Below are 22,275 nucleotides of genomic sequence, written 5' to 3' on the forward strand. Positions count from 1 at the left end.
CTTTTTCTTCCCCTGTCCTCTAAATTCCGTAATGAGGTGACAGTGTGCATCTCATTACGGTCTGAATCTATTTGGTCAACCCAAATATTTGTGATAAATAGACCTCGCCTCGGCGATATCCTTGGTGCCATGGATCAAAACACGTCCATCCTGAAAAAGGACCAGCCGATGCGCTCCAATGACTACGGACACTAGATAAGGATTATGCTCCACTTTGCCCCCCTGGCGGGACAGCAGACGGGCCACTTCGTTCAGATCGCGTGCAGCGCCCATGATCGGTCGGATCTGAACCGTATCACGTCCGCACAGTACAGCCGTTTTAGTCTGGTGCTCTGATTGTAAAAATGGATACACTGGATGCTCCCCACACGTCGGGCAATCCGTTTTTTTCATAGCGCTGATTTGGATCGCCTGATGTTGATTATTCCATAGATCAAAGGAAATCAGCTTGCCCTGCAAGGCTGAATTGTCCCCAGTGAGCAACTTCAATGCTTCGGCACTCTGGTAAGCTGCTACCATTTGTACAGCCGGGCTGATCACCCCGACCGTATCACAGGTCGCACCGCCGAGCGGTACAGTTCCCAGCAGACAATGCAGACAGGGTGTCTGTCCTGGAACAATCGTAAAGGTTGTTCCGTAACTGCCTACACACGCTCCGTAAATCCAAGGGATTCGGTGCTTGACGGCGTAATCGTTCAACAGCAGACGTGTATCGAAATTATCTGTGGCATCTACAATAAGGTCCACCCCTGCCGCAATATCGCCGATTTCCTCCAGTGATACATCTTGGACGAGCGCACGGATGTCCACGTCCGAATTGATTTGCTGCAACCGCCTCTGGGCAGCCACTGCCTTGGGTATCTGTTCACGGGCATCCGCTTCGTCATAGAGCTGCTGGCGTTGCAGGTTGCTCCAATCTACATAATCCCGGTCAACCAACGTCAACCGTCCGATACCCGCTCGCACCAGCATGTCCGCGTTGGCCGTCCCCAGTGCTCCAGCACCTACCATTAACACATGCTTGCTGCGGATATTTTTTTGTCCTGCCGGCCCGATTTTTCCAAATAGCTCTTGCCTTGAGTATCGGGCGTGTGAGGCCTGCGTGTGTGCTTCTGCATCAGCATCCGTTTTTGGGTCCTTTTTCATTTCAGACATCGTAATTTACGCCCCCATACTTCTTATCCTTTAATTGCTGCAAGCTGATCAGACAAGATAAAAGTCCAGATGTCCCCACCTAACTCGAAAGTTATGGGGTGTTATGAGGATTCCAGCCACCTAGCTGGTGTCCCTTCCACTCTGAGCCATCCTCCCACACTTCCTTTTTCCAAATCGGTACGATTTGCTTCAAGCGTTCAATGGCATGGCGACTTGCCTCGTAGCAGGCATCACGGTGCGCAGCAGAAACAGCAATCACGACACTGGTCTCTCCAATCCTTACCGTACCAAGCCGGTGTGTAATGGCAGTGCGCGTTGACGGCCAGCGGTCAGCAATTTCGTCGCCAATCTGCTTCATCATGTTCATGGCCATCGGGACATACGCTTCATATTCAAGCAGCACCGTTCGCTGACCTTTTGTAAATTCCCGAGTCGTACCATTAAAGGTCAGTGAAGCCCCATGCGAAGGGTCGTGTACCTTAGAGGTTACCTCATCGGCATCAATCAGGTCGTATGTAATAGCGTATAAGCCGCATTTTGAAACAACGGTTTCCATTCCGGGTGCTGACTGATGAAGAGCAATTGCGTCTGATGGAAGCACAAGTTCATCTGGAGAAGCAAGTCTTTTATGATGGGTAAAAAAAGAACCAGGCAGTTGTGAAGTTATCTCCGGGTACAGTTCATTTAACCTTGTTCTAATGTCTGCAATGGTCACCGTTTCCTGTGAAAGCTCCACGGTGAGCACGTCACTAAATTGTTCCGCCGCACCTGCGAATAATTGAATATGGTATCGCATTATGCCTCTGACCCCCTTTAATACACGCTATCTATCGATTTCACCTAGCCTGTTACTGAAGCTTACCCTCCTGAAACCGGAGGAATAATCGCAATTTCATCATGTATACTAACCAGATCCTCAGGAGCAGCGTAGGCCTGATTTCTGGCAACAAAAGCCCCCTGCAACTGGGCGGCCGCTTCAGGGAAATACTGGGACAGCAAATCTTTTAATGCGTTGACGGTCATCGTTTCCTGATCAGCAGGCACCGTAATCATAGGACTTCCCATCAGTTCTGCAAGTCCGGCAAATACTTGAATATGATAGTTCATTAAGTAGGTTCCCCCCTTTCAGGTACAAGGACTAATCATCGCATATACACCAAGAAAAACCAACATGAACTAATACCTCGAAAGGTTTTATTCCATGCTGGTTAACGATGATGGTCTACATTGTCCATTTTTTATATTATATTTTAGATTCAACCAGTTCATCAATCCGCTCCGTGTGCGTATATACGTTCAAAGAACGACTTCGTATAAAGCCGATGGTAGTAATCCCCAGATCCTCTGCCAATTCAAGTGCAAGCTCTGTAGGAGCTGACTTGGACAAAACAACCTCGCAACCAATCTTTGCAACCTTCAATAAAATTTCAGACGAGATGCGCCCACTGAATACGATGATTTTATCTTGTAATATAATATCATGCTTTAGGCAGTACCCATAGATTTTATCCAGTGCATTGTGTCGGCCAATATCCATTCTGGACAAGATTATTCCGTCTTTGTCACACAGCGCTGCATTGTGAACGCCACCAGTCTCCTGAAACGTATGCGCCGAGGTCTGCATCAAATTCATCAGCCGGAAACAGTCGCTAAAAGACACCGTAACATGGGTATCATTCATTCTTTTTGCCACTTTGGCATCATTTATAAAGTAAAATCCCTGTCTACTTTTTCCGCAACAGGAGGTAATATATCGCTTGGAATGAAAGTTTTGATAAAACTCATTCATCCGACGGGTTTTAATATGAACATAACCTTCTTTTTCCTGAACCCAAATATCTTCGATATCATCATACCGTTGAATGACGCCTTCAGAGGCCAAAAAGCCCACTACCATATCCTCTACATACTCTGGTGTACAAACCATGGTGGCAAATTCCTGCTGATTGATTTTAATGGTTACCGGATACTCCGTCACCACTGTGTCTTCAAAACGCTTAATCTGACCGTCCCGATAACGTAGAATCTCGCGTTTTACCTCAGCTGGCTTTTCCATGTGCTCAACTCCCTTGTTTCTGACAGGCTGGCTCTTCGGTTCACCCGCCAATATGTGACATTTCAATTTTGGACGATGCTTGCTTTGTATGAGTTAACCGTTCCTCTGAATAGCGGTCGGTACGTCCTCTCCAAACACGCTCAATGTAGGACCTAATCTCCTCATCGGACTGCTCGGAGCGCAGCATTGCGCGTAGCTTGTACCCTTTGGACGCAAACAGGCATGTGTACAAGGAGCCCTCCGCAGAAATTCTCGCCCGTGTACATGTGGAGCAGAAAGCGTCCGTAACAGATGAAATGATGCCGATTTCCCCATCTCTGTCAAGATACCTATAGCGCGTCGCTACCTCACCTTTGTACTGGGGTGGAACAGGTTCTAACGGCATGTGCTTATGGATGGTTTCGATGATTTGCTGCTTGGACACAACCTGATCCAATTTCCAGCCATTGGTGTTCCCTACATCCATAAACTCAACAAAACGCAAAATATGCTTTTTCTTTTGGAAATAGTCGGCCATAGGCACGATATCCTGATCGTTAAAGCCCTTTTGCACGACCATATTTATTTTCACCTGCATGCCTGCTTGAGCAGCAGCCTCAATACCTTCCAGCACCGCCTTTACGCTGCTTCTCCCCCCGTTCATCCGGCGGAATCGATCATCATTAAGCGAATCCAGACTAACCGTTACTCTTTTCAGCCCCGCCTCTCGCAGTGACGCCGCATACTTAGGCAAAAATACACCGTTCGTCGTCATGGCAACATCTTCCACCCCGTCGAGTTGAGTTAGCGAATGAATGAGCGCGGACAAATCTTTTCTCAGCAACGGCTCACCCCCAGTAATACGCAGCTTTGTAACGCCCAGCGAGACAAAGATACGAGAGAGGCGGGTAATTTCCGCAAAGGTCAATATTTTTTCTTTTGGCAAAAACGGATAGTCATGGCCAAATATTTCTTCAGGCATACAATATCGGCACCGAAAATTACATCGGTCTATGACGGATATTCTCAAGTCCCGTAACGGACGATTCCATTGATCGTCGCTGCGGTTTGCCATCCCGTTCACCTCAATCCGTCTTCATTAATAAACCTCTTCAAACTCTGGACTGAACCAAAAAACCGGCATCACAACAACTTCTTCGCTTATGAATACCGAAGAATCTGCTAAATGCCGGTTAATTTATCTACATCAGGATTTTACGAATCCTCAGATCATGTGATATAGAAAAATCAAACTAACAAGCGCTGCGCCAAATAAAATATACGCGATTCCCACGTACACTCCATTCACGAATGCTCTCAAATAGATTACATTCCTATTGTTAGCAATCCTGGAACGTTTGTCAATGATTTTTCGCTTTCTCAATCGATAATCATTATCAGTTAAAATTTTTAATAAAGCACCGTTGAACTATCTTAAATTTTACGCTATAGTTACACCAGATGACATGCAGAAAATGACATATCTGATTTATTGATATACAAACGGTGCGTACTGTTTGATATTAATACATATTCCTATGGCGGATTGGCCTCCAGGACGTAGAGCTTGGTCACTACTCCACCATAAACACAAGTGCTTAAACACGAGCACTTGTGTTTATGGTGGAGTTTTTTTATTCCCAATTTTAAAATTCAAAATCTGAAAGGAGCCTGAACCGTGACGGATAATGCAATCAAAATTACATTAAACGGACAGGAACTGAGAACCAAAAGCAGTGCAACCATTCTTGAAGTGATCAACGAAAATAATATTGCCCATCCCCAACTGTGTTACGTTCCCGAAGTGGATCCGATCCGCACCTGTGACACATGTATCGTGGAAGTAGACGGAAAACTTATGCGCTCCTGTTCAACCCTTGCTACAGATGGAATGGATATTCATTTGCATTCGGATCGCGCAAAAGCGGCCCAAACCGAGGCTATGGATCGTTTGCTGGAAAATCACCTTCTCTACTGTACAGTATGTGATAACAACAACGGTAACTGCACCTTGCATAATACTGCAGAGCTTATGGAAATTGAACATCAAAAATATCCGTATCGACCGAAGGTTGACCCCACAGAAGTGGATATGTCCCACCCTTTTTACCGCTATGATCCCAATCAATGTATTGCATGCGGCCAATGTGTAGAGGTATGTCAGAATCTTCAGGTCAATGAAACATTGTCCCTCGATTGGGAATCCGAACGCCCTCGCGTGATCTGGGACGATGGAGTTGCCATTAACGATTCCTCCTGCGTCAGCTGCGGTCAGTGTGTAACGGTCTGCCCATGCAACGCCTTAATGGAAAAATCCATGCTGGGGGAAGCTGGCTTCATGAGCGGCATAAATAAGGACTTGTTAAATCCCATGGTGGATTTAATTAAGGAAGTGGAACCAGGCTACAGCGGGATTTTTGCAATTTCGGAAGCCGAAGCAGCCATGCGCGAAACCCGCACGAAAAAAACAAAAACCGTCTGTACGTTTTGCGGTGTAGGTTGTAGCTTTGAGGTTTGGACCAAAGGTCGCAAAATTTTGAAGGTACAGCCTACCTCTAAGGGGCCTGTTAACGGCATCTCGACCTGCGTTAAGGGGAAATTCGGCTGGGATTTCGTGAACAGCGATCAGCGTTTGACCTCGCCGTTAATTCGTCAAGGAGACGAATTCGTGGAAGCAACCTGGGAAGAAGCCTTGAGCCTGATGGCCAGTAAAATGGGAGCGATTAAAGAAACCTACGGCGGCGAGGCACTCGGTTTTATTTCTTCCTCCAAATTTACCAATGAAGAAAATTATCTGATGCAAAAGCTGGCTCGTCAGGTATTTCAAACGAATAACGTTGATAACTGCTCACGATATTGCCAATCTCCTGCATCATGGGGGCTGCAATACACCGGAGGCATCGGTGGGGACAGCGGTACGATCAAAGACATTGCCTCAGCAGGTTTGGTCATACTGGTCGGCTGTGCGCCGGGAGAAGGACATCCAGTGCTGGCTACCCGTATCAAACGTGCGCATAAGCTGCATGGTCAAAAGCTAATCTCCGTCGATCTGCGCAAGCATGAAATGGCAGAACGCGCGGATCTGTTCATGCGTCCGAAGCAAGGTACTGATTATGTATGGTTATCTGCTGTAGCCAAATACATCATTGAGCAAAACTGGCATGATGCTAAATTCATTGAGGAACATGTAAATTTCTATCCTGAATATTTGAAATTGCTGGAGCGGTTCACCCTGGAATTCGCTGAACAGGAGACTGGCCTTTCCAAAGAGACGCTGATTCAGGTAGCAACCATGATTCACGAAGCGGATGGCACGGCCATTTGCTGGGGCATGGGTGTGACGCAGAACATCGCGGGCTCCTACACTTCGATTGCAATTGCCAACCTGCTGCTGGTGACTGGCAACTTTATGCGTCCAGGCGCAGGCGCATATCCGCTGCGCGGACATAACAATGTTCAGGGTGCTGCCGATATGGGGACAATGCCGGATATTTTCCCTGGCTATCAGCCTGTAACAAACGACGCCATTCGTGCCAAGTTCGAAGCGGCCTACGGTGTACAAATTCCAAGTCAACGCGGACTGGATAACATTCAAATGCTGGAAGCCATTGAAACAGGTAAGCTCAAAGCGATGTATATCGCTGGCGAAGAGATGGCTTGGGTGGATGCAGACTCCAACCATACCCAAGAAATGCTGGCGAATTTGGATTTCCTTGTCGTTCAGGATGTATTTTTGAGCAAGACAGCTGAATTCGCTGATGTTATTTTGCCAGCCGTACCTTCACTCGAAAAAGACGGCACTTTCACGAACACCGAACGTCGTGTACAGCGTTTATATGAAGCACTTCGCCCTGTGGGAGACAGCAGACCGGATTGGTGGATTTTCAGCCAATTTGCCAAATACATGGGATTTGATTGGGATTACAGTCATCCGAGCGAAATTTTTGAGGAAATGGCGGCGCTCACCCCATTTTTCTCCCAATGTAATTACGACGTATTGGAAGGCTGGAACAGCTTCCATTGGGGATCACCGGACGGCAGCAACACACCGCTCCTGCATACCAACGGCTTCAACTTTCCAGATAAAAAAGCACGCTTGGGACTCTTCGAATATGTACCACCAAAAGAGTACCCTGCTGAATTCGATCTGACCTTAAATAATGGTCGACTGCTCGAACAGTTTCATGAAGGAAATATGACGACCAAATCAGCAGGCATCCAGCTCAAACTGCCAAAAGTATTTGTGGAGGTGTCCCCTGAATTGGCTGAAGAACGCGGAGTCACAGACGGATCGCTGGTTCGACTGGAATCTCCCTATGGTGCGGTAAAGCTGCATGTTCTGGTGACGGACCGGGTGCAAGGAACAGAAATTTATGTGCCGATGCACTCTACCAGCCATGAGGGAGCTGTCAATCTATTAACAGGTGGAGCATTCGATGTGATTACCCGTACACCGGCCTATAAACAAACCAAAGTACGGATGCAAGTTTTGGAGTTCGATGGTCAAAATCCGCTCCCAGCTATCAATCCACGTTATAAAAAGCGGCATCCGCAAAATGGGGTTGAGGTGGATCGTAAGTGGAATCGTCCGGGTTACATCGATTTGGTAGATCAAAAATAAGGAGGTCAAACGATGGCTAAGCCTATTTCAATTGTGAGAAAACGTATTTTGACCGCAGAAGAAAGGCAAAAACAATCGCTAGATCAGCTCACTGCGGAGCTAGCAGACAATGGGGCGGCGTTGCAGAAGACACTTGAGATTGTACGCGAGCTGCACGACAGCGGTCTGCTCGAAGCAGCTCAATCTATGCTAAAAGCCAAAGAAAGCATCGCCAAAATCGCTGTGGGACAAGCAACGCGTAAGCCTGTGACGAACATCATTAATAATCTGATGGGAGCAGCGGGGATGCTGTCCGAGGTAGATCCCGAGCTGATGAAAAAACTGGCAAGCAGTGTCACTACAGGTCTGAATGAAGCCGAAGAGCATCTAAAGCAGAATAAAAAGACGCGACTGCGCGATCTTATGAAGGCCATGAATGACCCGGATATAAACCGGGCAATGGGGTTCGGTATTCATTTTCTCAAAGGCATGGGAAAAGGTTTGTCTGATCAATAGCTTAATAGACATGAAGATTGAAGACTTCTAACCACAGACAATAAAAAGAGCTGGCTCCCAAAATGGGGACAGCTCTTTTTATTTATTTTTTATCCACTTGCAACAACGTCACCGTTTTATGTGAAACAGCATCTTTTATTTGCTCGTCAGCGATGACTTTAAGCTTTAGCAAGCTGGCAATTTTTGAAGAATCCGGTTTTGAAAACAAGCGCCATAGTTGAGGATCGGGCAATGAATCATACAATTTTGCATGATCGTATTCCTTGCGCTGCTGCTGTACAATCCTGACCCGGTAGTTGCCAATTTCCCAATCGGATACTTCCTGCTCTGCACAATGAGCCGTAATGTCATTACGTAAATCAGCCAGTTCACCTTCGATTTCTTTTTGCTTTTGCTTTAACTGGTAATAGCGACGCACTTTATTTTCCAATTCCATCACGCTCCTCTGCTTACATATGTATGTTGGCAGAAGCGTTTTAGGACAAGTTTTATCATGTCAGGAGGATATAAGGTGTAACTGTAACTAGGACAGCATTTCCCGGGTAATGGTAATGTCGATCCATTGAGCCTTCATCATTCAAACTTTTATTTAGGTATATTCGTCCCTGGAGTTATAGGCCCGGCTTTCTTAGAATCCTCCTTGCGCTTCATATAATTGGCCCAGTATGCCGTCAAAATAGGAACCAAAATGGAGGTCACTATGACCGAAGCGGCTACTAATGCCGTTGCAGATTGCGCAACAGGCAAAAATTCAGGCTTGATGTTGGCAACAATGACTGGATTCGCTACTGCTGCACCTGCTGTGCTGGAGGCAGCAATCCCTGCCGTACCGTTACCACCACCGATATATTTGTCCGCCAAAATGAGTGGAATACCTGTAATGAGAATTACAGAAATACCCAATAAAATACCTAGCACACCTGTCTGGACAATAACACTCAGGTCAATGGAACAACCCAGTGCAAAACCAAAAAATGGAATCAGAGCCTGTGTCGCGTTCCCAAAATATTTGCGGAAATCATGATCCAGGTTGCCCAGCGTAAAGCCGACCAAAAATGGTAATAGGGCCCCAACAAATGTTTGTGGTTCAAAAACGGCCAATCCCGTACTTCCCAGAATAAGCATGGTCACCAATGGACCTGATTCCAGGGACATCAGCACGAATGCTCCTGCCTCTTCCTTGGAACCATACTGCTGCATAATGGAGGCGTAGAGCCCGCCGTTCGTCATATCCATAGCCGAGATCAGCGCCAGTACCGATAAACCTGCAAATAGTCCACTTTCTACGCCGCCAACAGGCAGCAATCTAGACGCAATAATCGCCACGACCCAGGCGACCGCGATTTTAGTCAATACGAGCGTTCCCGATTTACGCAATACGGTACCTGTCGCCCGCACATCTATGGAAGCGCCCATACAAAAAAACCACACTGCCAAAATGGGCACCGTACCGGTCATCAACCCTTTGGTAAAAGATCCAAAATAGTCGCCTGCCCATGGAATAAACGTATGAAAAAGTGCGCCGATAAACAGCGGCACCAGCATGATGCCCCCTGGAATTTTATCGATGTTTTGTTTAATTCTCATAACTTCATTCAACCCTTTCGTTTTTGCCTATGCAAAAACAAGGCCGTTTTACTTGCGGCTTAAGCCGAGTTCAGGAATTAATTTGGCGAAAGTATCATGACTATCCTTCAGTTGACGTGCGAATGCCTCTGCATCCTGGACACGCAGCCCTAACCCATGCTTTCGCATTTCCTTCCTGAATTGCTCGTCTTTCGTCCCCTTGATCAGTGCATCCGTCAGCGTTTGAGCCACTTCATTCGGTGTATCCTTGGGTACAGCCAGCCCTCTCCAGGTGCCGATAAAATGGACACGCAGCCCAGTCGCCTGCTGAAGGGTTGGCACCTTTGGAAACGCTTCCGAAATGGTGTCTGCCTGGATCGCCAATATGCGAAGTTTTCCTTCGTCCACGTATTTCTTCACTTCTGCGGGACTGACAGGTACAGCATCCACGAATCCGCTCATTAACGCAGAAACGGCTGGACCTGCTCCCTCATAAGGGATATGGGTGAAGCGGACTCCGCTTTTCTGCTCCAGCATCGCAGCAGCGAGGTGCCAGATACTTCCCGTGCCTGCATTCCCCATTTTTAGCTTGCCTGGATAAGTCCTAGCATCCTCCAGAAATGCCTCCGCTGTCTTCCACGGGGCATCCGCCCGGACCGTAATAGCAGAAGGGTCCATATTCGTTTGAAGCAGCGGTTTAAAGCGCTCATAGGTGATCGGCAGCAGCCCCAAATGTGGCAATGTAGTCAGTTCAGCGACCAGATACGTTACGGTATAACCGTCCGCCTGCGCCTCAGCTCCCTCCATTAGCCCGACAGAACCGCCGCCGCCTGTTCGATTAACGACGATGATCGGCTGTCCGAGATGCTTTTCGGCGGCTTTTGCCAACGCTCTTGCGGTAATATCCGTACCACCCCCCGCCGCATAAGGAACGACGAGTGTTACTGGCTTCGCAGGAAATACACGGCTGTGATCTTGAAGGGTGCGGTGATCCACATACTCACTGATACTCAAGGCAGAAAGCATAGCCACTCCTGCCGCAACCAGCACATATTTTTGCCATGACTTTTTCTTCATTACGCTTCCTCTTCTCCACAATTGAACTGGGCCCATCATCTTGCGCCCGTTGTCACCTCCAACGTTTTCGGTCATATTGTTCACGCTTACATGAAGTCAATGTACCGCAACGTGGAGATCCACATCCATCATCTAATTTTCGTGTTTATCTTCAATTTCACCAAAGCATCGATTTTCTGACCGATCTGCATATTCATTAGAAGATTTGTTGATTTGTCTGAACTTCCCTGGGGTCACTTGTTTATACTTGCGGAATACACGAATAAAGCTGTTCTCGTTTCGATACCCGACCTGCTCTGCAATTTCACTAATTTTCAAATGCGTTTCACACAGCAATATGCATGCCTTTTTGACACGTAATGCAGTCAAATAGTCGTATACGGTAGTTCCCGTTTCCTCCTTGAACATGCTGCTCACTGAGGACACGCTCATGTGAACATGAGCCGCAATTTCCTGAAGTCCGATGTTCAGATGCAGATGATGTTCCATATATTCGATCATCTCTTGTACACGTACAAAATCTTTGGACTGTTGGCGTCCGCGCCACTTTTCTTCAATATCGGTCAACATGATGGCCAGCAGAGCCTCAATGTCTTGAAGGTCTAGCGTCAAAATCTGATTCCAATGATAATCAGCAAGCTGATCAGGTGGTGTCACGCTCTGAGTGGTACACCATTTAAGCAAATCTTCCAGCAGTTCATGAACAAATAGGTAGACCTGGTTTGGAGATGTCCTATAGTGTCGAAGTTCTTCTACCCACTGGCTGACTAGCTTTGCACTTGCACCAGGCTCCTGTGACTCCACAGCACGAATCAGATTCACACGCCGATGGTCCAGTAATCTTGCATCCTGAGCCTGATCCTGTGACTGCGCATCCACTATGCAATCCTTTTTCACACTTATGTTGCTGCTCATATTCATATGTGAGCGTCCATACCCCTCATACAAACGCAAATCAAGCGCCTCTTTTCCTTGTATAAAAGACGCCCGTACCTCTTGAATATCTGTGACCTTATGACCGATCCCTACCGAAATAGTCATGGGAAGATACTCACCGACCACCTGAATTAGCCTGTCAACGCCCTTGCGAAGCCATGCTCTCTCTTTGGCTGCTCCCTCCGCTCCAACTTCATTTATACTCTCTCTGAGCTGCAGCAGGACAACCAGACCACTCTCCTCCTCCGGCGCGCTGACTGCTTTCCACTGAGGCTCAAGCAATTCCAGTAAAATATTGTTCAGCGCATATTTGAGCAGCATTTTGTCCTCTTCTGGAAAGCTTGCGGTCCACATAGAATACCGATCGATCGACACGACCATAACAACCAAAGAACTACGATCCCAATCGGAAAAATACTGCTCCCATTTCGTACGCATTTCCTGTATACCCATTCTACGCTGGAAAACATCTTCTATATATTTGGATCGCAGCTCCGGCAAGCTTCGCTCTACCACCAATGATTTGCGATGAAATTCTCCAACCAACTTGCTAATCACGGGTTCCAGATCATACAATCCTCCCTGGCGTGTTCCCTTATTTCCTGAATTCAGGAGACTATTAATTTTTTTCATGGGGCGAAAAGCTGCATAATTGTAATAGTACACTGCCGAGCACCCAGCCAGAATAGAGATCAAGGCCAGCCACAGCATCATATTGCGCGCCAGCTTCACATTTTTCAGCAGCTTGTCCATCGGTACGAGGGATACTAGACGCCAGCCCGTGACATCGGAGAAGGTCTGGTTCGCCATGTATTCCATATCTCCAATTTCTACATAAGCATAAGGATTCACATCCAGCTCTTTCAAAACCCTGCCCATATCATTTAGGGGTAAGGACGATCTCAGTTTGGGATAGATCAACTCTCCCTCCAGATCATAGACGTATTGCGAGTTGGATAAATGAATATATAGTTTGGAGAAAAAACGATCGTAATCCAGATTGATTAACACCGCACCCATGACCTGTCCATTCTCAACTATAGGCCTAGCCAGCGAGAGCAGCTCTATCGTGCCATGCTGTTGATCCGTGCCATACCATCTCCGCTTAATCAGCAATGGCTTTTTTTGGATGTCCTGAATCCAGGAAACCCAGGTTGTATCCGGTGCTTGATTCCAATCGGAAAAATAACCATAATTGCTGGAGATGAGAGCATGATTGTCCAAAGAAATGACTTCAACCGAGTGAATTTCTTCATGCGAAGAAAGGGTTTTCAAATATTTCTGAAGCCGACTTATGACAGTAGCGTTGTTGGATAACGACTTTCCATCCTTCGAGACACGTACAAAAGTCTCTACATCCGGATGATAAGCCGCATCCAGCGCCTTGTTATCCGATTCACGAAAAGCCCGATTGGTCACATCCAGATTGATTTGCAACAATTCTATATTGGGTGTGTTCAGCTCAGTGTCCAAACCTTCACGATATCTTGAATACGATAGCAAGCCGATCACGCTGATCACGAGCGACACGCACAGGGTGAGCAGCAAAATCAGTCTTGTCTGCTTATTTTTCAGTATCAATCGAAGCTTAAGTCGCAGCATTCCTGTAACTTCATCCTTCCGGTCTACGCTATCCATCTCCTATAACTCACATCATCAGATGAGATATTACTTTTACATCTATTTGACGCATGAAGTGGAATTTCCTGCCTATATACATCAAACTTAACAGAAGTCACATCATTCAAATAAAAAAGAAGAAGTCTCCCTGTAGAGGGTAAACTTCTTCTTTATGTACTACTAATATTGATTGTTCAGCAGCATAGATATCCATATTACAGTGTTAGCTCGTCTTTTCCACCTGAAAACGATCCAGCTCTCGCTGCATTTCCTCGCGAATCTGACGAAGCTCCTTTACCTTCTCAGCCGATTCCTCGAAGGAACGCTTCTGCTCCACCGTGGAAGCCGTAATCTCTTCACTGCCTGCGGCGGACTGCTGGGTGATTGCGCTAATATTTTCGATAGCTTGCTGCACTTGGACACTCAGTTCTCTCGATACATTCATGTCCAAGGATAACTTGCTGATTTGGCCGGCAATTTGCTCCACTTTGCCACTAATCTCTCTAAATGATTCTCCGGTGGAGGAGGTCGCCTTCTCCTGCTCGCGGAACAGCTCCTGACTTTGCGCCACAGAGGTCTTCACCTTATCCATAGCCTGCGTGATGCCCTCAACAGCGGTATAAATTTTCTTTACAGCAGATTCAGATTGATTCGCCAGCTTTTTCACTTCATTGGCAACCACAGCAAAGCCTTTTCCCGCTTCACCTGCACGTGCAGCCTCAATCGAAGCATTCAAGGACAAGAGCGACGTCTGGCTGGCAATTTCAGATACATAACCGGTCATCGTCGTGATCTCGGCTGCATTAGATTCCAGCTCTCTAACGGTTTGCTCCACTTCGGACATTGCTGAACGATTCTCCGCAACAATTCGCATTTGGTCCGTCATGACACGCGTCCCCTGCTCAATGACACGCAAAGCATCCTCACTATACGCGGTGGATTGCGTAGTCTCCAGCAGATTGGATTCAAACTTCTGCTGCATCTCATCTACAACGCCAACCGTGGACGAAAGGTCCTCAGCAATTTTCTGACTACCTATCGCAAGTTCCTCTGTTGATGTGCTGACTTGTGTCACAATCTCCTTCATGGCCTCATTGTGCTGATCAATATCCCGAGCCATCAGATCGACACGATTACCCGCCTGATCAATGGAGAGTACAATGCTGCGCAAATTCCCGATCATAATACGGAACGATTCATTAAGTTCGTCCAGCTCATCGCGCCCCTTGGTTTGAACGAGTTGGACGGTTAAATTTCCTTCAGCAATTTGCTTCGCTGCCTCCGTTAACTTGCGGGTTCTCAGCGCAAGCTGCCTGGAGGTATATGTATTGTATAGCCCAACGGCCACCAGAAGTAGAACTGCACCTGCCAAGGCCAATTGCCAAGTAAAACGAATACTCTTGGTCAACTCTTCTGTGTATTGGTCGTAACGCGCCTTGGTCAATAGATCCAGCATAAATACATCGTTCTGAATCCCCTGGGCACGCATGGCCTCTCGTTTGGATTCCGGGCTGTTTTGAGCACTCATCGCTTTTTCCGTTGCTGCTTTCAATTGGCTGAATTTTGTTTTAATCGTATCCAATCGTTTTTGCTGCGCTTCGGTCTGCATCATGCCCTGTGAAAGCAAAGCAATCGTCTTTTCAGACTGAGACAGCTGATTTTGCACATCGGCTTTGTTGCTCTCTGTCATCGAAGTAGAATAATTTTGCAGCGCCTGCCCCGACTGAATCAGATAGGCATTGAGCTGCTGTACATTCAACATGGCTGGAACAAGATTACTGCTCTGAGCGTTAATACGTAATAATTCAAAAATAATATAAGCTACCAAAGTCAGGCAAGCGATCAGGGAAATCATCGCGTTTAGCACCAGTTTTCCTTGCAGTTTCATCAGCATTCATCCTCCGTTATCGAACATTTATTGGGTAGGTACAGTAAGTGTGCCGGATTTGATTTTTTCCATTAAATCGTCCATCACCTTTTGCTGCTCTGGCTTCAGTGTCACGATACGAATAGGCGCCAAACCTATACCATTTTCCGCAAGCCCAAACACCATGTCCTTCTCCGTAAATGTTCTTTGATGCTCTGCAAAACCTTTGACGACTGTATAAATTGCACTGTCTACATTTTTAATCATCGAGGTTACTACCGCTTTTTCGGCAATAAAAAACTGATCGCTATCGACTCCGATGGCGAATTTCTGCTGCTTCTGCGCTTCCTGTAATGCACCTACACCGGTTAGTCCTGCTGCTGCAAAAATGACATCAATCTGATCCTGATTAATCATGTCATCCGCAATTTTTGTCCCCAGCTCCGGCTTGCCAAAATCTCCCGCATACGTTGCCGTAACTTTGGCATTCGGCTTGACCGATTGCACCCCTGCGCGATACCCAACTTCAAACTTTTTTAATAGAGGCGATTCCGCTCCTCCGAGAAAACCCACCTGCTCGGTGCGACTCGTCAAACCGGCAACGACCCCAGCCATAAAACTTCCCTCTTCTGCTTTAAATGAAATAGAGGCCACATTCGGTAAATCCGACTTCTCATCCACGATTAAAAATTTACGATCCGGGTACTTTTTGGCAGTAGATTCCAAACTATCCTTCACCATATAACCCAGTCCAATGATTAAATCAGCTTTTTCTTGGGCAAGCTGCTCAAAAGCTGCATCATACGTCTTGGTCTCCGTGATTTCCCGGTATTCAAAAACAATCTTCCCTTCATCCCGCGCCTTGACCAAACCTCGAAAAGCAGCGTCACTATAAGATTGGTCACCCAGACCGATATCTGACAGTACGATCCCCACTTTAATGGGCTGGGACTTGGTTTGTGCGGCCGATTGCCCACATGCGCTTAGCAATAATGCAAAGATTATAGCCATGGGAATCCACCTAAAAGTTAATAATACGACTTGCTTTTTCATGACTTATCACCTCATCCTAATTTGGAAATTCCCAACATCTTTATATCGGTTATAAAAGCATATTTTTTCATAAGAGTTTCTGTAAATTCATTGTTAATAGAAGTGTGATAAGTGAGAGGTTTTTATATTATGTAAAAAAATATACATTTTGCACTGTTTTTATTATACGAACTGTCTAAATTCATTTATTTCCGTTTATCTCGAAAGATTAAAGTGTAATTTCCATTGAAAAACCTAGGTACTTTAAAACCGAAACTATCACTCTAGTTCTATTCGAAAGGAGCAACATTTAAAATGACTTCAACCCATTTAATTCCACAACCTAAAACTTATGGTCCCTTAGGTAATCTACCCTTGATCGATACACATGCCCCTGTCCAGTCTTTGGTTAAGCTTGCTAATGAGTACGGTCCCATTTTTCGCATGGATCTGCCTGAAGGAACGAACATTTATATTTCCGGCCATAAGCTGGTCGCAGATGCTTGTGATGAGTCCCGTTTTGACAAACAAGTGTGGGCTCCATTACAAAAAGTACGAGCTTTTGCCGGAGACGGACTATTCACAAGCTGGACTGAGGAACCAAACTGGCGCAAGGCCCACCAAATATTGCTGCCAAGCTTCAGTCAGCGGGCCATGAAGGGTTACCACAATATGATGCTTGATCTTGCTGTTCAGCTGGTACAAAAATGGTCGCGACTCAATCCCGATGAAAGTGTAGAGGTACCGGAAGATATGACCCGGCTGACTTTGGATACCATCGGATTATGCGGCTTTAATTATCGTTTTAACAGCTTTTACCGTGATCAGCCCCATCCGTTCGTGACCAGTATGACACGCGCACTGGATGAAGCGATGGGACAGCTCCAACGCCTCAATTTGCAAAACAAGCTGATGTTATCGAAGAAAAAGCAGTTTAAACACGACATCGAAACGATGTTCTCTCTGGTGGACAGTATTATTCAAGAACGCAAAACCACGGGCAACCAAGGGGAAGAGGATTTACTGGCACGTATGCTGGAGGGCAAGGACCCGGAAACCGGTGAAACGCTGGATGATGAAAATATCCGTTATCAGATCATCACCTTTCTCATCGCCGGTCATGAAACGACCAGTGGGCTTTTATCCTTTGCCATTTACTATTTGCTTAAAAATCCGCGGACGCTAACCAAGGCTTATGAGGAAGTAGATCGCGTGCTCACCGATTCGTTGCCTTCCTATACTCAGGTTCGTGAACTCAAGTACATAAGGATGATACTGAATGAAGCTTTGCGACTGTGGCCGACAGCGCCCGCCTTCTCTCTCTATGCCAAAGAAGACACGCTGCTCGACGGAACCTACCCACTTAAAAAAGGGGACAGCGTCAATGTACTCATCCCGAAACTGCACCGTGATACCAAGGCTTGGGGCAAAGATGTTGAGGACTTTCGACCGGAACGCTTCGAGGACCCATCCGCCATTCCGCAGGATGCCTACAAACCGTTTGGCAACGGTCAACGGGCCTGTATTGGACAACAGTTTGCCCTACAGGAAGCCATCCTTGTGCTGGGGATGGTACTAAAACATTTTGAGCTGATTGATCATACTCATTATGAGTTGAAAGTCAAAGAAACGCTTACGCTCAAGCCAGAAGGCTTCACCATTCAAGTACGTCCACGCAGCCCACAGACTGCCATCATGCTGCCAGGAGCTGCTCAAGAACTTCATGAACAAGAAGAACAAAAAGTTGCAGCCCCTCATGCTGAAAAGCATGGTACCTCTTTGCTGTCTTTGTACGGCTCGAATCTGGGTACAGCTGAGGGACTTGCAGGTGAACTGGCCGATTCAGGTCGGAATTGGGGTTTTAACAGTAGCATAGCAACTCTCAATGATTGTGTGGAGAATTTGCCAAAAGAAGGCGTGGTACTTATTACAACCGCATCTTATAACGGACATCCGCCGGATAATGCGGATGCCTTTGTAAAATGGTTAGAGCAGGCGGGCGAGGGACAATTGGCAGGCGTAAGGTACGCTGTCTTTGGTTGCGGCGATCGTAATTGGGCCAGCACATATCAGCGCATTCCAAGAAAGATCGATGATCTAATGGCTGCCAAAGGGGCAAAGCGACTGTATGATCGGGGTGAGGGCGATGCCAGTGGTGACTTCGAGAAGGACTGGGAAGTCTGGAACCACGGCTTATGGCCGGAATTGCTGAATGCTTTCGGGATAGAGCACAGTGATACAGAGCCACAGGACACCAACAGTCTGAGCATAGAGTTTGTAAGCGGCGTACTTAGCGCTCCTCTGGCGGCCAATTATGAGGCAGCTACTGCCGTTGTTACAGTGAATCGTGAACTGCTTGCTGCTGAAAGTGAACGCAGTACACGACATCTGGAGATCAAACTACCAACCGAATTATCCTATCGCGAGGGTGATCATCTTGGTGTTTTGCCGCGTAATCCCGCTTCACTGGTGAATAGGGTGATGCAACGATTTCATTTACAGGATCAAGACTACATCGTATTGAGAGGCAGTGACCGGGATGCGGCACATCTCCCCTTAGATCGACCTGTCAGCGTAGAAGATTTGCTCACTCTCAGTGTGGAACTGCAAGAACCGGCGACAAGAGCCCAGCTACGGCAGCTGGCATCCTTTACAGTGTGTCCACCGCACAAGAAAGAAATCGAAGCTTTGCTGGAGGATACTGCCTTTGATCAAGAAATACGACAGAAGCGCGTCACAATGCTGAATATTCTGGAAAAGTATCCAGCCTGCGAGCTGCCATTTGAAAACTTTATCTCGCTGTTACCCCCACTCAAGCCTAGATACTACTCCATCTCCAGTTCTCCGCTTGAATCGGAGCATTCAGCGAGTATAACCGTGGGCGTCGTGCGTGGACCAGCCCGTAGCGGACAGGGTGAATACCTAGGAATGGCCTCCAATTATTTGGCACAGCTCCAACCAGATGATCCCATTGTTATTTTTGTGCGTAAGCCTCAGTCGGGCTTCCGTTTGCCGGAAGACCCGACCGTGCCTGTCATCATGGTCGGTCCGGGTACCGGGGTGGCACCATTCCGCGGCTTTCTCCAAACACGCCATGTACTTAAGGAGAGAGGAGAACAGCTCGGCGAGGCTCATCTATACTTTGGTTGCCGTAATCCAAAGCTTGACTATCTGTACAAGCAAGAGTTGCAAGCCTGGGAGCAGGAAGGAATCGTGACGCTTCATACAGCCTTTTCACGTCTGCCGGATCAACCCAAAAGATACGTACAGCATGTCATGAAGGAAGATGCAGACACTCTGATTCACTTGCTTGATGAAGGGGCTCACCTGTATGTATGTGGTGATGGCAGCCGCATGGCTCCTGATGTAGAAAACACCCTATGTGCAGCTTATGCGGAAGCACATCATACCAGTAAAGAAGAAGCACAGCAATGGTTGGATCGTCTCCAACAGGAACAACGCTATGCCAAGGATGTCTGGACAGGCATCTGATGATGCCAGTATAAGAGCAGCATCATATTCAAAAATAAAAGGGACTGATTACTGGCCTTCAAGCTCGCCCCCAGTAGTTCAGTCCCTTTTATAATTATTTTCTACTCCATTTGGAAGCAACCACCTCTGCCCTACTTTCTATTACATCCATAACCTCCTCCCGGCGCTTTGATTTGAACAAATCTATCATGTCTTCCAGGTCACTGCGGTCCAATAATTTAACTCCGTTGACAGCTGCAAGTGTTTTACAGGATTCCGTATAACGACCGGAGGTGATAACAACAGACTTGTCGGCCGCATAATAACGCATAGAGGTGTAAATTTCCTGCACTGCGCCCAATCCGACCGGATGTTGTACAGCGTAACGCTTGGCTTGAATCACGACTCTGGCGCCTTCACGGTCTGTAAATACCAGATCCGCTCCAAAATCCCGACTGCTGGTCGTTTTATAAATGTCCTTATAGCCAAGTGCGGATAACAAACGCTGCAAGTAAAGCTCAAATTCCGAGCCATCCTCCATACGATCAATATCCTGAATTCCGATTTTGCGTGGGTCAAGCTCTCGTAAAATCCGATTCCGGCGACCACGCATCATTCCCCTGATGATGAGCACAAGTAATAATAGTAATACAATGAGTCCTATTCCTAATTCCTTATATGCCGATATTTGCTCCAGCAGCATTCTTCTTCCCCTTTTCTACAGCAGGCGTGCATACGGTGTATTCCTTAGTAGAGTTACCGTTACCACCTATCACACAGATACAGTTTTACACAAAAGTAACCCCGCCGAATTCGACGGGGCTGCCTTCATTTTATCTCAAAGTTGCCAGCATTCTAAACTCTGCAATATTATTCGCGATTCAGCAAAGATTCTCCGGCAATCCCAGGCTGAGTCATCTGGTACGGGTCCAATATAATATCCAATTCTTCCTCGGTTAGTACATTATACAGCAGACACAGCTCACGTACCGATTTGCCAGTCGTAATTGCTTCGCGGGCAATGCGTGACACGACCTCATATCCGAGATGCGGATTGAGGGCTGTAATAATACCTACACTGTTCTCCACATATTCACGGCACCGCTCCACATTTGCTTCAATTCCTTCCACGCAATGAATGCGGAAGACATTGAAGCCCTGCTTCATAATTTCCAGCGATTGCAGCAGATTGTAGACAAGTACAGGCTCCATCACGTTCAGTTCCAGTTGACCCGCCTCCGAAGCCAGGCAAATCGTATGGTCATTACCAATGACCTGAAAGGCAATTTGGTTAATGACCTCACACATCACCGGATTTACCTTGCCCGGCATAATGGATGATCCTGGCTGACGAGCAGGCAGACTCAATTCTCCTAGACCAGCGCGAGGTCCTGAAGCCATCAAGCGGATGTCATTGGCCACCTTAGACATATTCATCATGCATATTTTCAAGGCAGCAGACACTTCGGTATAGGCATCCGTATTTTGTGTGGCATCTACGAGATGTTCATCTGCTTCCAGAGGAAAGCCACTAACCTCTGTCAGTACCTCAGCGACACGCTGAATATAACGGCGGTCTGCGTTCAAGCCCGTACCCACCGCAGTTGCACCCATATTAATGGTTAGCAGGTGATCTTTGGTTGCACGGACGCGTCCGATGTCACGGCCCAGTACGCGCGCATAAGCCTGAAACTCCTGTCCTAGTCGGATTGGCACTGCATCCTGCAAGTGGGTTCTACCCATTTTAATCACACTATCAAACTCAATGGCCTTGCGGGAAAATGCTTCCTGAAGCTCGCTCATGGTGGCTAACAGCTTGTCAATCATACTTAATACAGCCAAGTGTACGGCCGTAGGAAAAGCATCGTTTGTTGATTGCGCCATATTAACGTGATTATTAGGACTGATCTCCTGATAGTCTCCTCGCTGCTTGCCGATCAGTTCTAGTGCCCGGTTCGCAATCACTTCATTTGTATTCATATTAATGGACGTGCCTGCGCCGCCCTGGATCGGATCGACGATAAAATGATCATGCAACTGTCCTTGAATGATCTCGTCAGCAGCCTGAATAATGGCCTCTGCCTTGGAGCGATGCAAACGGGTTAGTTCCATGTTTACCGTCGCTGCTCCTTTTTTTACGATTGCCATGGCTTTAATCAACTCAGGATGCAATCGTTGGCCTGTGATTGGAAAATTCTCTTTTGCCCTTAAAGTTTGTACACCGTAATAGGCATCTGACGGCACTTCCTTGGTTCCTAAAAAATCATGCTCCAGCCTCATATTCTTTGATTCCTCCGCTGTATTTGCTACATTCTTCAATTCAGTACAGTCAAATGACATAAAAAGACCTTTTCGGATCTCCTCTTCATTATACGTTCCGATTCCCGTACTTTACCAGTC

The 22,275-nt window shown here is 46.9% G+C and carries 16 protein-coding genes; 3 read left to right on the forward strand and 13 right to left on the reverse strand.

Annotation, left to right across the window (positions count from 1 at the left end; genetic code table 11):
- Nucleotides 1-75 precede the first annotated feature (75 nt).
- From ACQQ6X_RS07175 to moaA, 5 genes are all read right to left on the reverse strand, one after another.
- A complete protein-coding gene (locus ACQQ6X_RS07175; RefSeq protein WP_305164753.1) occupies nucleotides 76-1,155 on the reverse strand; it encodes a thiazole biosynthesis adenylyltransferase ThiF in 1,080 nt (359 codons plus the stop codon).
- A gap of 91 nt (nucleotides 1,156-1,246) precedes the next feature.
- Complete coding sequence (locus ACQQ6X_RS07180) at nucleotides 1,247-1,951, reverse strand: molybdenum cofactor biosynthesis protein (RefSeq protein ID WP_305164754.1); 705 nt, start codon at nucleotides 1,949-1,951, stop codon at nucleotides 1,247-1,249.
- Between the two features lie 62 nt (nucleotides 1,952-2,013).
- Nucleotides 2,014-2,262 carry a MoaD/ThiS family protein gene (locus ACQQ6X_RS07185; protein ID WP_063210014.1) on the reverse strand — a complete coding sequence of 83 codons (249 nt, stop codon included), beginning with the start codon at nucleotides 2,260-2,262 and terminating at the stop codon, nucleotides 2,014-2,016.
- Between the two features lie 136 nt (nucleotides 2,263-2,398).
- On the reverse strand, nucleotides 2,399-3,211 hold the full coding sequence (gene fdhD, locus ACQQ6X_RS07190) for a formate dehydrogenase accessory sulfurtransferase FdhD (RefSeq protein WP_305164755.1): 813 nt from the start codon (nucleotides 3,209-3,211) through the stop codon (nucleotides 2,399-2,401).
- 40 nt (nucleotides 3,212-3,251) lie between these two features.
- Nucleotides 3,252-4,265 (reverse strand): GTP 3',8-cyclase MoaA, encoded by a 1,014-nt coding sequence (moaA, locus tag ACQQ6X_RS07195; RefSeq protein ID WP_305164756.1) that lies wholly within the window; start codon nucleotides 4,263-4,265, stop codon nucleotides 3,252-3,254.
- A 603-nt stretch (nucleotides 4,266-4,868) separates the two neighbouring features.
- On the opposite strand from moaA, the gene fdhF reads away from it, so the two are divergent.
- Together fdhF and ACQQ6X_RS07205 are read left to right on the forward strand one after the other, a co-directional pair.
- The gene (fdhF, locus tag ACQQ6X_RS07200; RefSeq protein ID WP_305164757.1) at nucleotides 4,869-7,811 is read left to right on the forward strand and encodes a formate dehydrogenase subunit alpha; all 2,943 of its coding nucleotides are present in this window, start codon (nucleotides 4,869-4,871) and stop codon (nucleotides 7,809-7,811) included.
- A gap of 12 nt (nucleotides 7,812-7,823) precedes the next feature.
- Nucleotides 7,824-8,306: a DUF1641 domain-containing protein gene (locus tag ACQQ6X_RS07205; RefSeq protein ID WP_305164758.1), complete on the forward strand. Its 483-nt coding sequence runs from the start codon at nucleotides 7,824-7,826 to the stop codon at nucleotides 8,304-8,306.
- 82 nt (nucleotides 8,307-8,388) lie between these two features.
- Here ACQQ6X_RS07205 and ACQQ6X_RS07210 read toward each other — a convergent pair whose 3' ends face one another.
- From ACQQ6X_RS07210 to ACQQ6X_RS07235, 6 genes are all read right to left on the reverse strand, one after another.
- The gene (locus ACQQ6X_RS07210; RefSeq protein WP_305164759.1) at nucleotides 8,389-8,742 is read right to left on the reverse strand and encodes a hypothetical protein; all 354 of its coding nucleotides are present in this window, start codon (nucleotides 8,740-8,742) and stop codon (nucleotides 8,389-8,391) included.
- 149 nt (nucleotides 8,743-8,891) lie between these two features.
- Complete coding sequence (kdgT, locus tag ACQQ6X_RS07215; RefSeq protein ID WP_305164760.1) at nucleotides 8,892-9,893, reverse strand: 2-keto-3-deoxygluconate transporter; 1,002 nt, start codon at nucleotides 9,891-9,893, stop codon at nucleotides 8,892-8,894.
- Nucleotides 9,894-9,941: 48 nt separating this feature from the next.
- Nucleotides 9,942-10,949, reverse strand: a complete 1,008-nt coding sequence (locus tag ACQQ6X_RS07220; protein WP_305164761.1) for a tripartite tricarboxylate transporter substrate binding protein — start codon at nucleotides 10,947-10,949, stop codon at nucleotides 9,942-9,944.
- Between the two features lie 132 nt (nucleotides 10,950-11,081).
- Nucleotides 11,082-13,523: an AraC family transcriptional regulator gene (locus tag ACQQ6X_RS07225; RefSeq protein ID WP_305164762.1), complete on the reverse strand. Its 2,442-nt coding sequence runs from the start codon at nucleotides 13,521-13,523 to the stop codon at nucleotides 11,082-11,084.
- Nucleotides 13,524-13,728: 205 nt separating this feature from the next.
- Entirely contained in the window at nucleotides 13,729-15,393 is a 1,665-nt protein-coding gene (locus ACQQ6X_RS07230) for a methyl-accepting chemotaxis protein (RefSeq protein ID WP_305164763.1), read from the reverse strand.
- Between the two features lie 27 nt (nucleotides 15,394-15,420).
- Nucleotides 15,421-16,425, reverse strand: a complete 1,005-nt coding sequence (locus tag ACQQ6X_RS07235; protein WP_305164764.1) for a BMP family lipoprotein — start codon at nucleotides 16,423-16,425, stop codon at nucleotides 15,421-15,423.
- 294 nt (nucleotides 16,426-16,719) lie between these two features.
- Here ACQQ6X_RS07235 and ACQQ6X_RS07240 point away from each other — a divergent pair, with 294 nt between their 5' ends.
- Nucleotides 16,720-19,896, forward strand: coding sequence for a bifunctional cytochrome P450/NADPH--P450 reductase (locus tag ACQQ6X_RS07240; protein ID WP_305164765.1), 3,177 nt, complete (start codon nucleotides 16,720-16,722; stop codon nucleotides 19,894-19,896).
- Nucleotides 19,897-19,990: 94 nt separating this feature from the next.
- On the opposite strand, the gene ACQQ6X_RS07245 is transcribed toward ACQQ6X_RS07240, so the two are convergent.
- The gene (locus ACQQ6X_RS07245; protein WP_305164766.1) at nucleotides 19,991-20,578 is read right to left on the reverse strand and encodes a restriction endonuclease; all 588 of its coding nucleotides are present in this window, start codon (nucleotides 20,576-20,578) and stop codon (nucleotides 19,991-19,993) included.
- A gap of 167 nt (nucleotides 20,579-20,745) precedes the next feature.
- Nucleotides 20,746-22,155 carry an aspartate ammonia-lyase gene (gene aspA / locus ACQQ6X_RS07250; protein ID WP_305164767.1) on the reverse strand — a complete coding sequence of 470 codons (1,410 nt, stop codon included), beginning with the start codon at nucleotides 22,153-22,155 and terminating at the stop codon, nucleotides 20,746-20,748.
- Nucleotides 22,156-22,275 lie beyond the last annotated feature (120 nt).

Origin of the sequence: Paenibacillus ottowii (assembly GCF_050516475.1) — a bacterium.
Lineage (GTDB): Bacteria > Bacillota > Bacilli > Paenibacillales > Paenibacillaceae > Paenibacillus > Paenibacillus ottowii.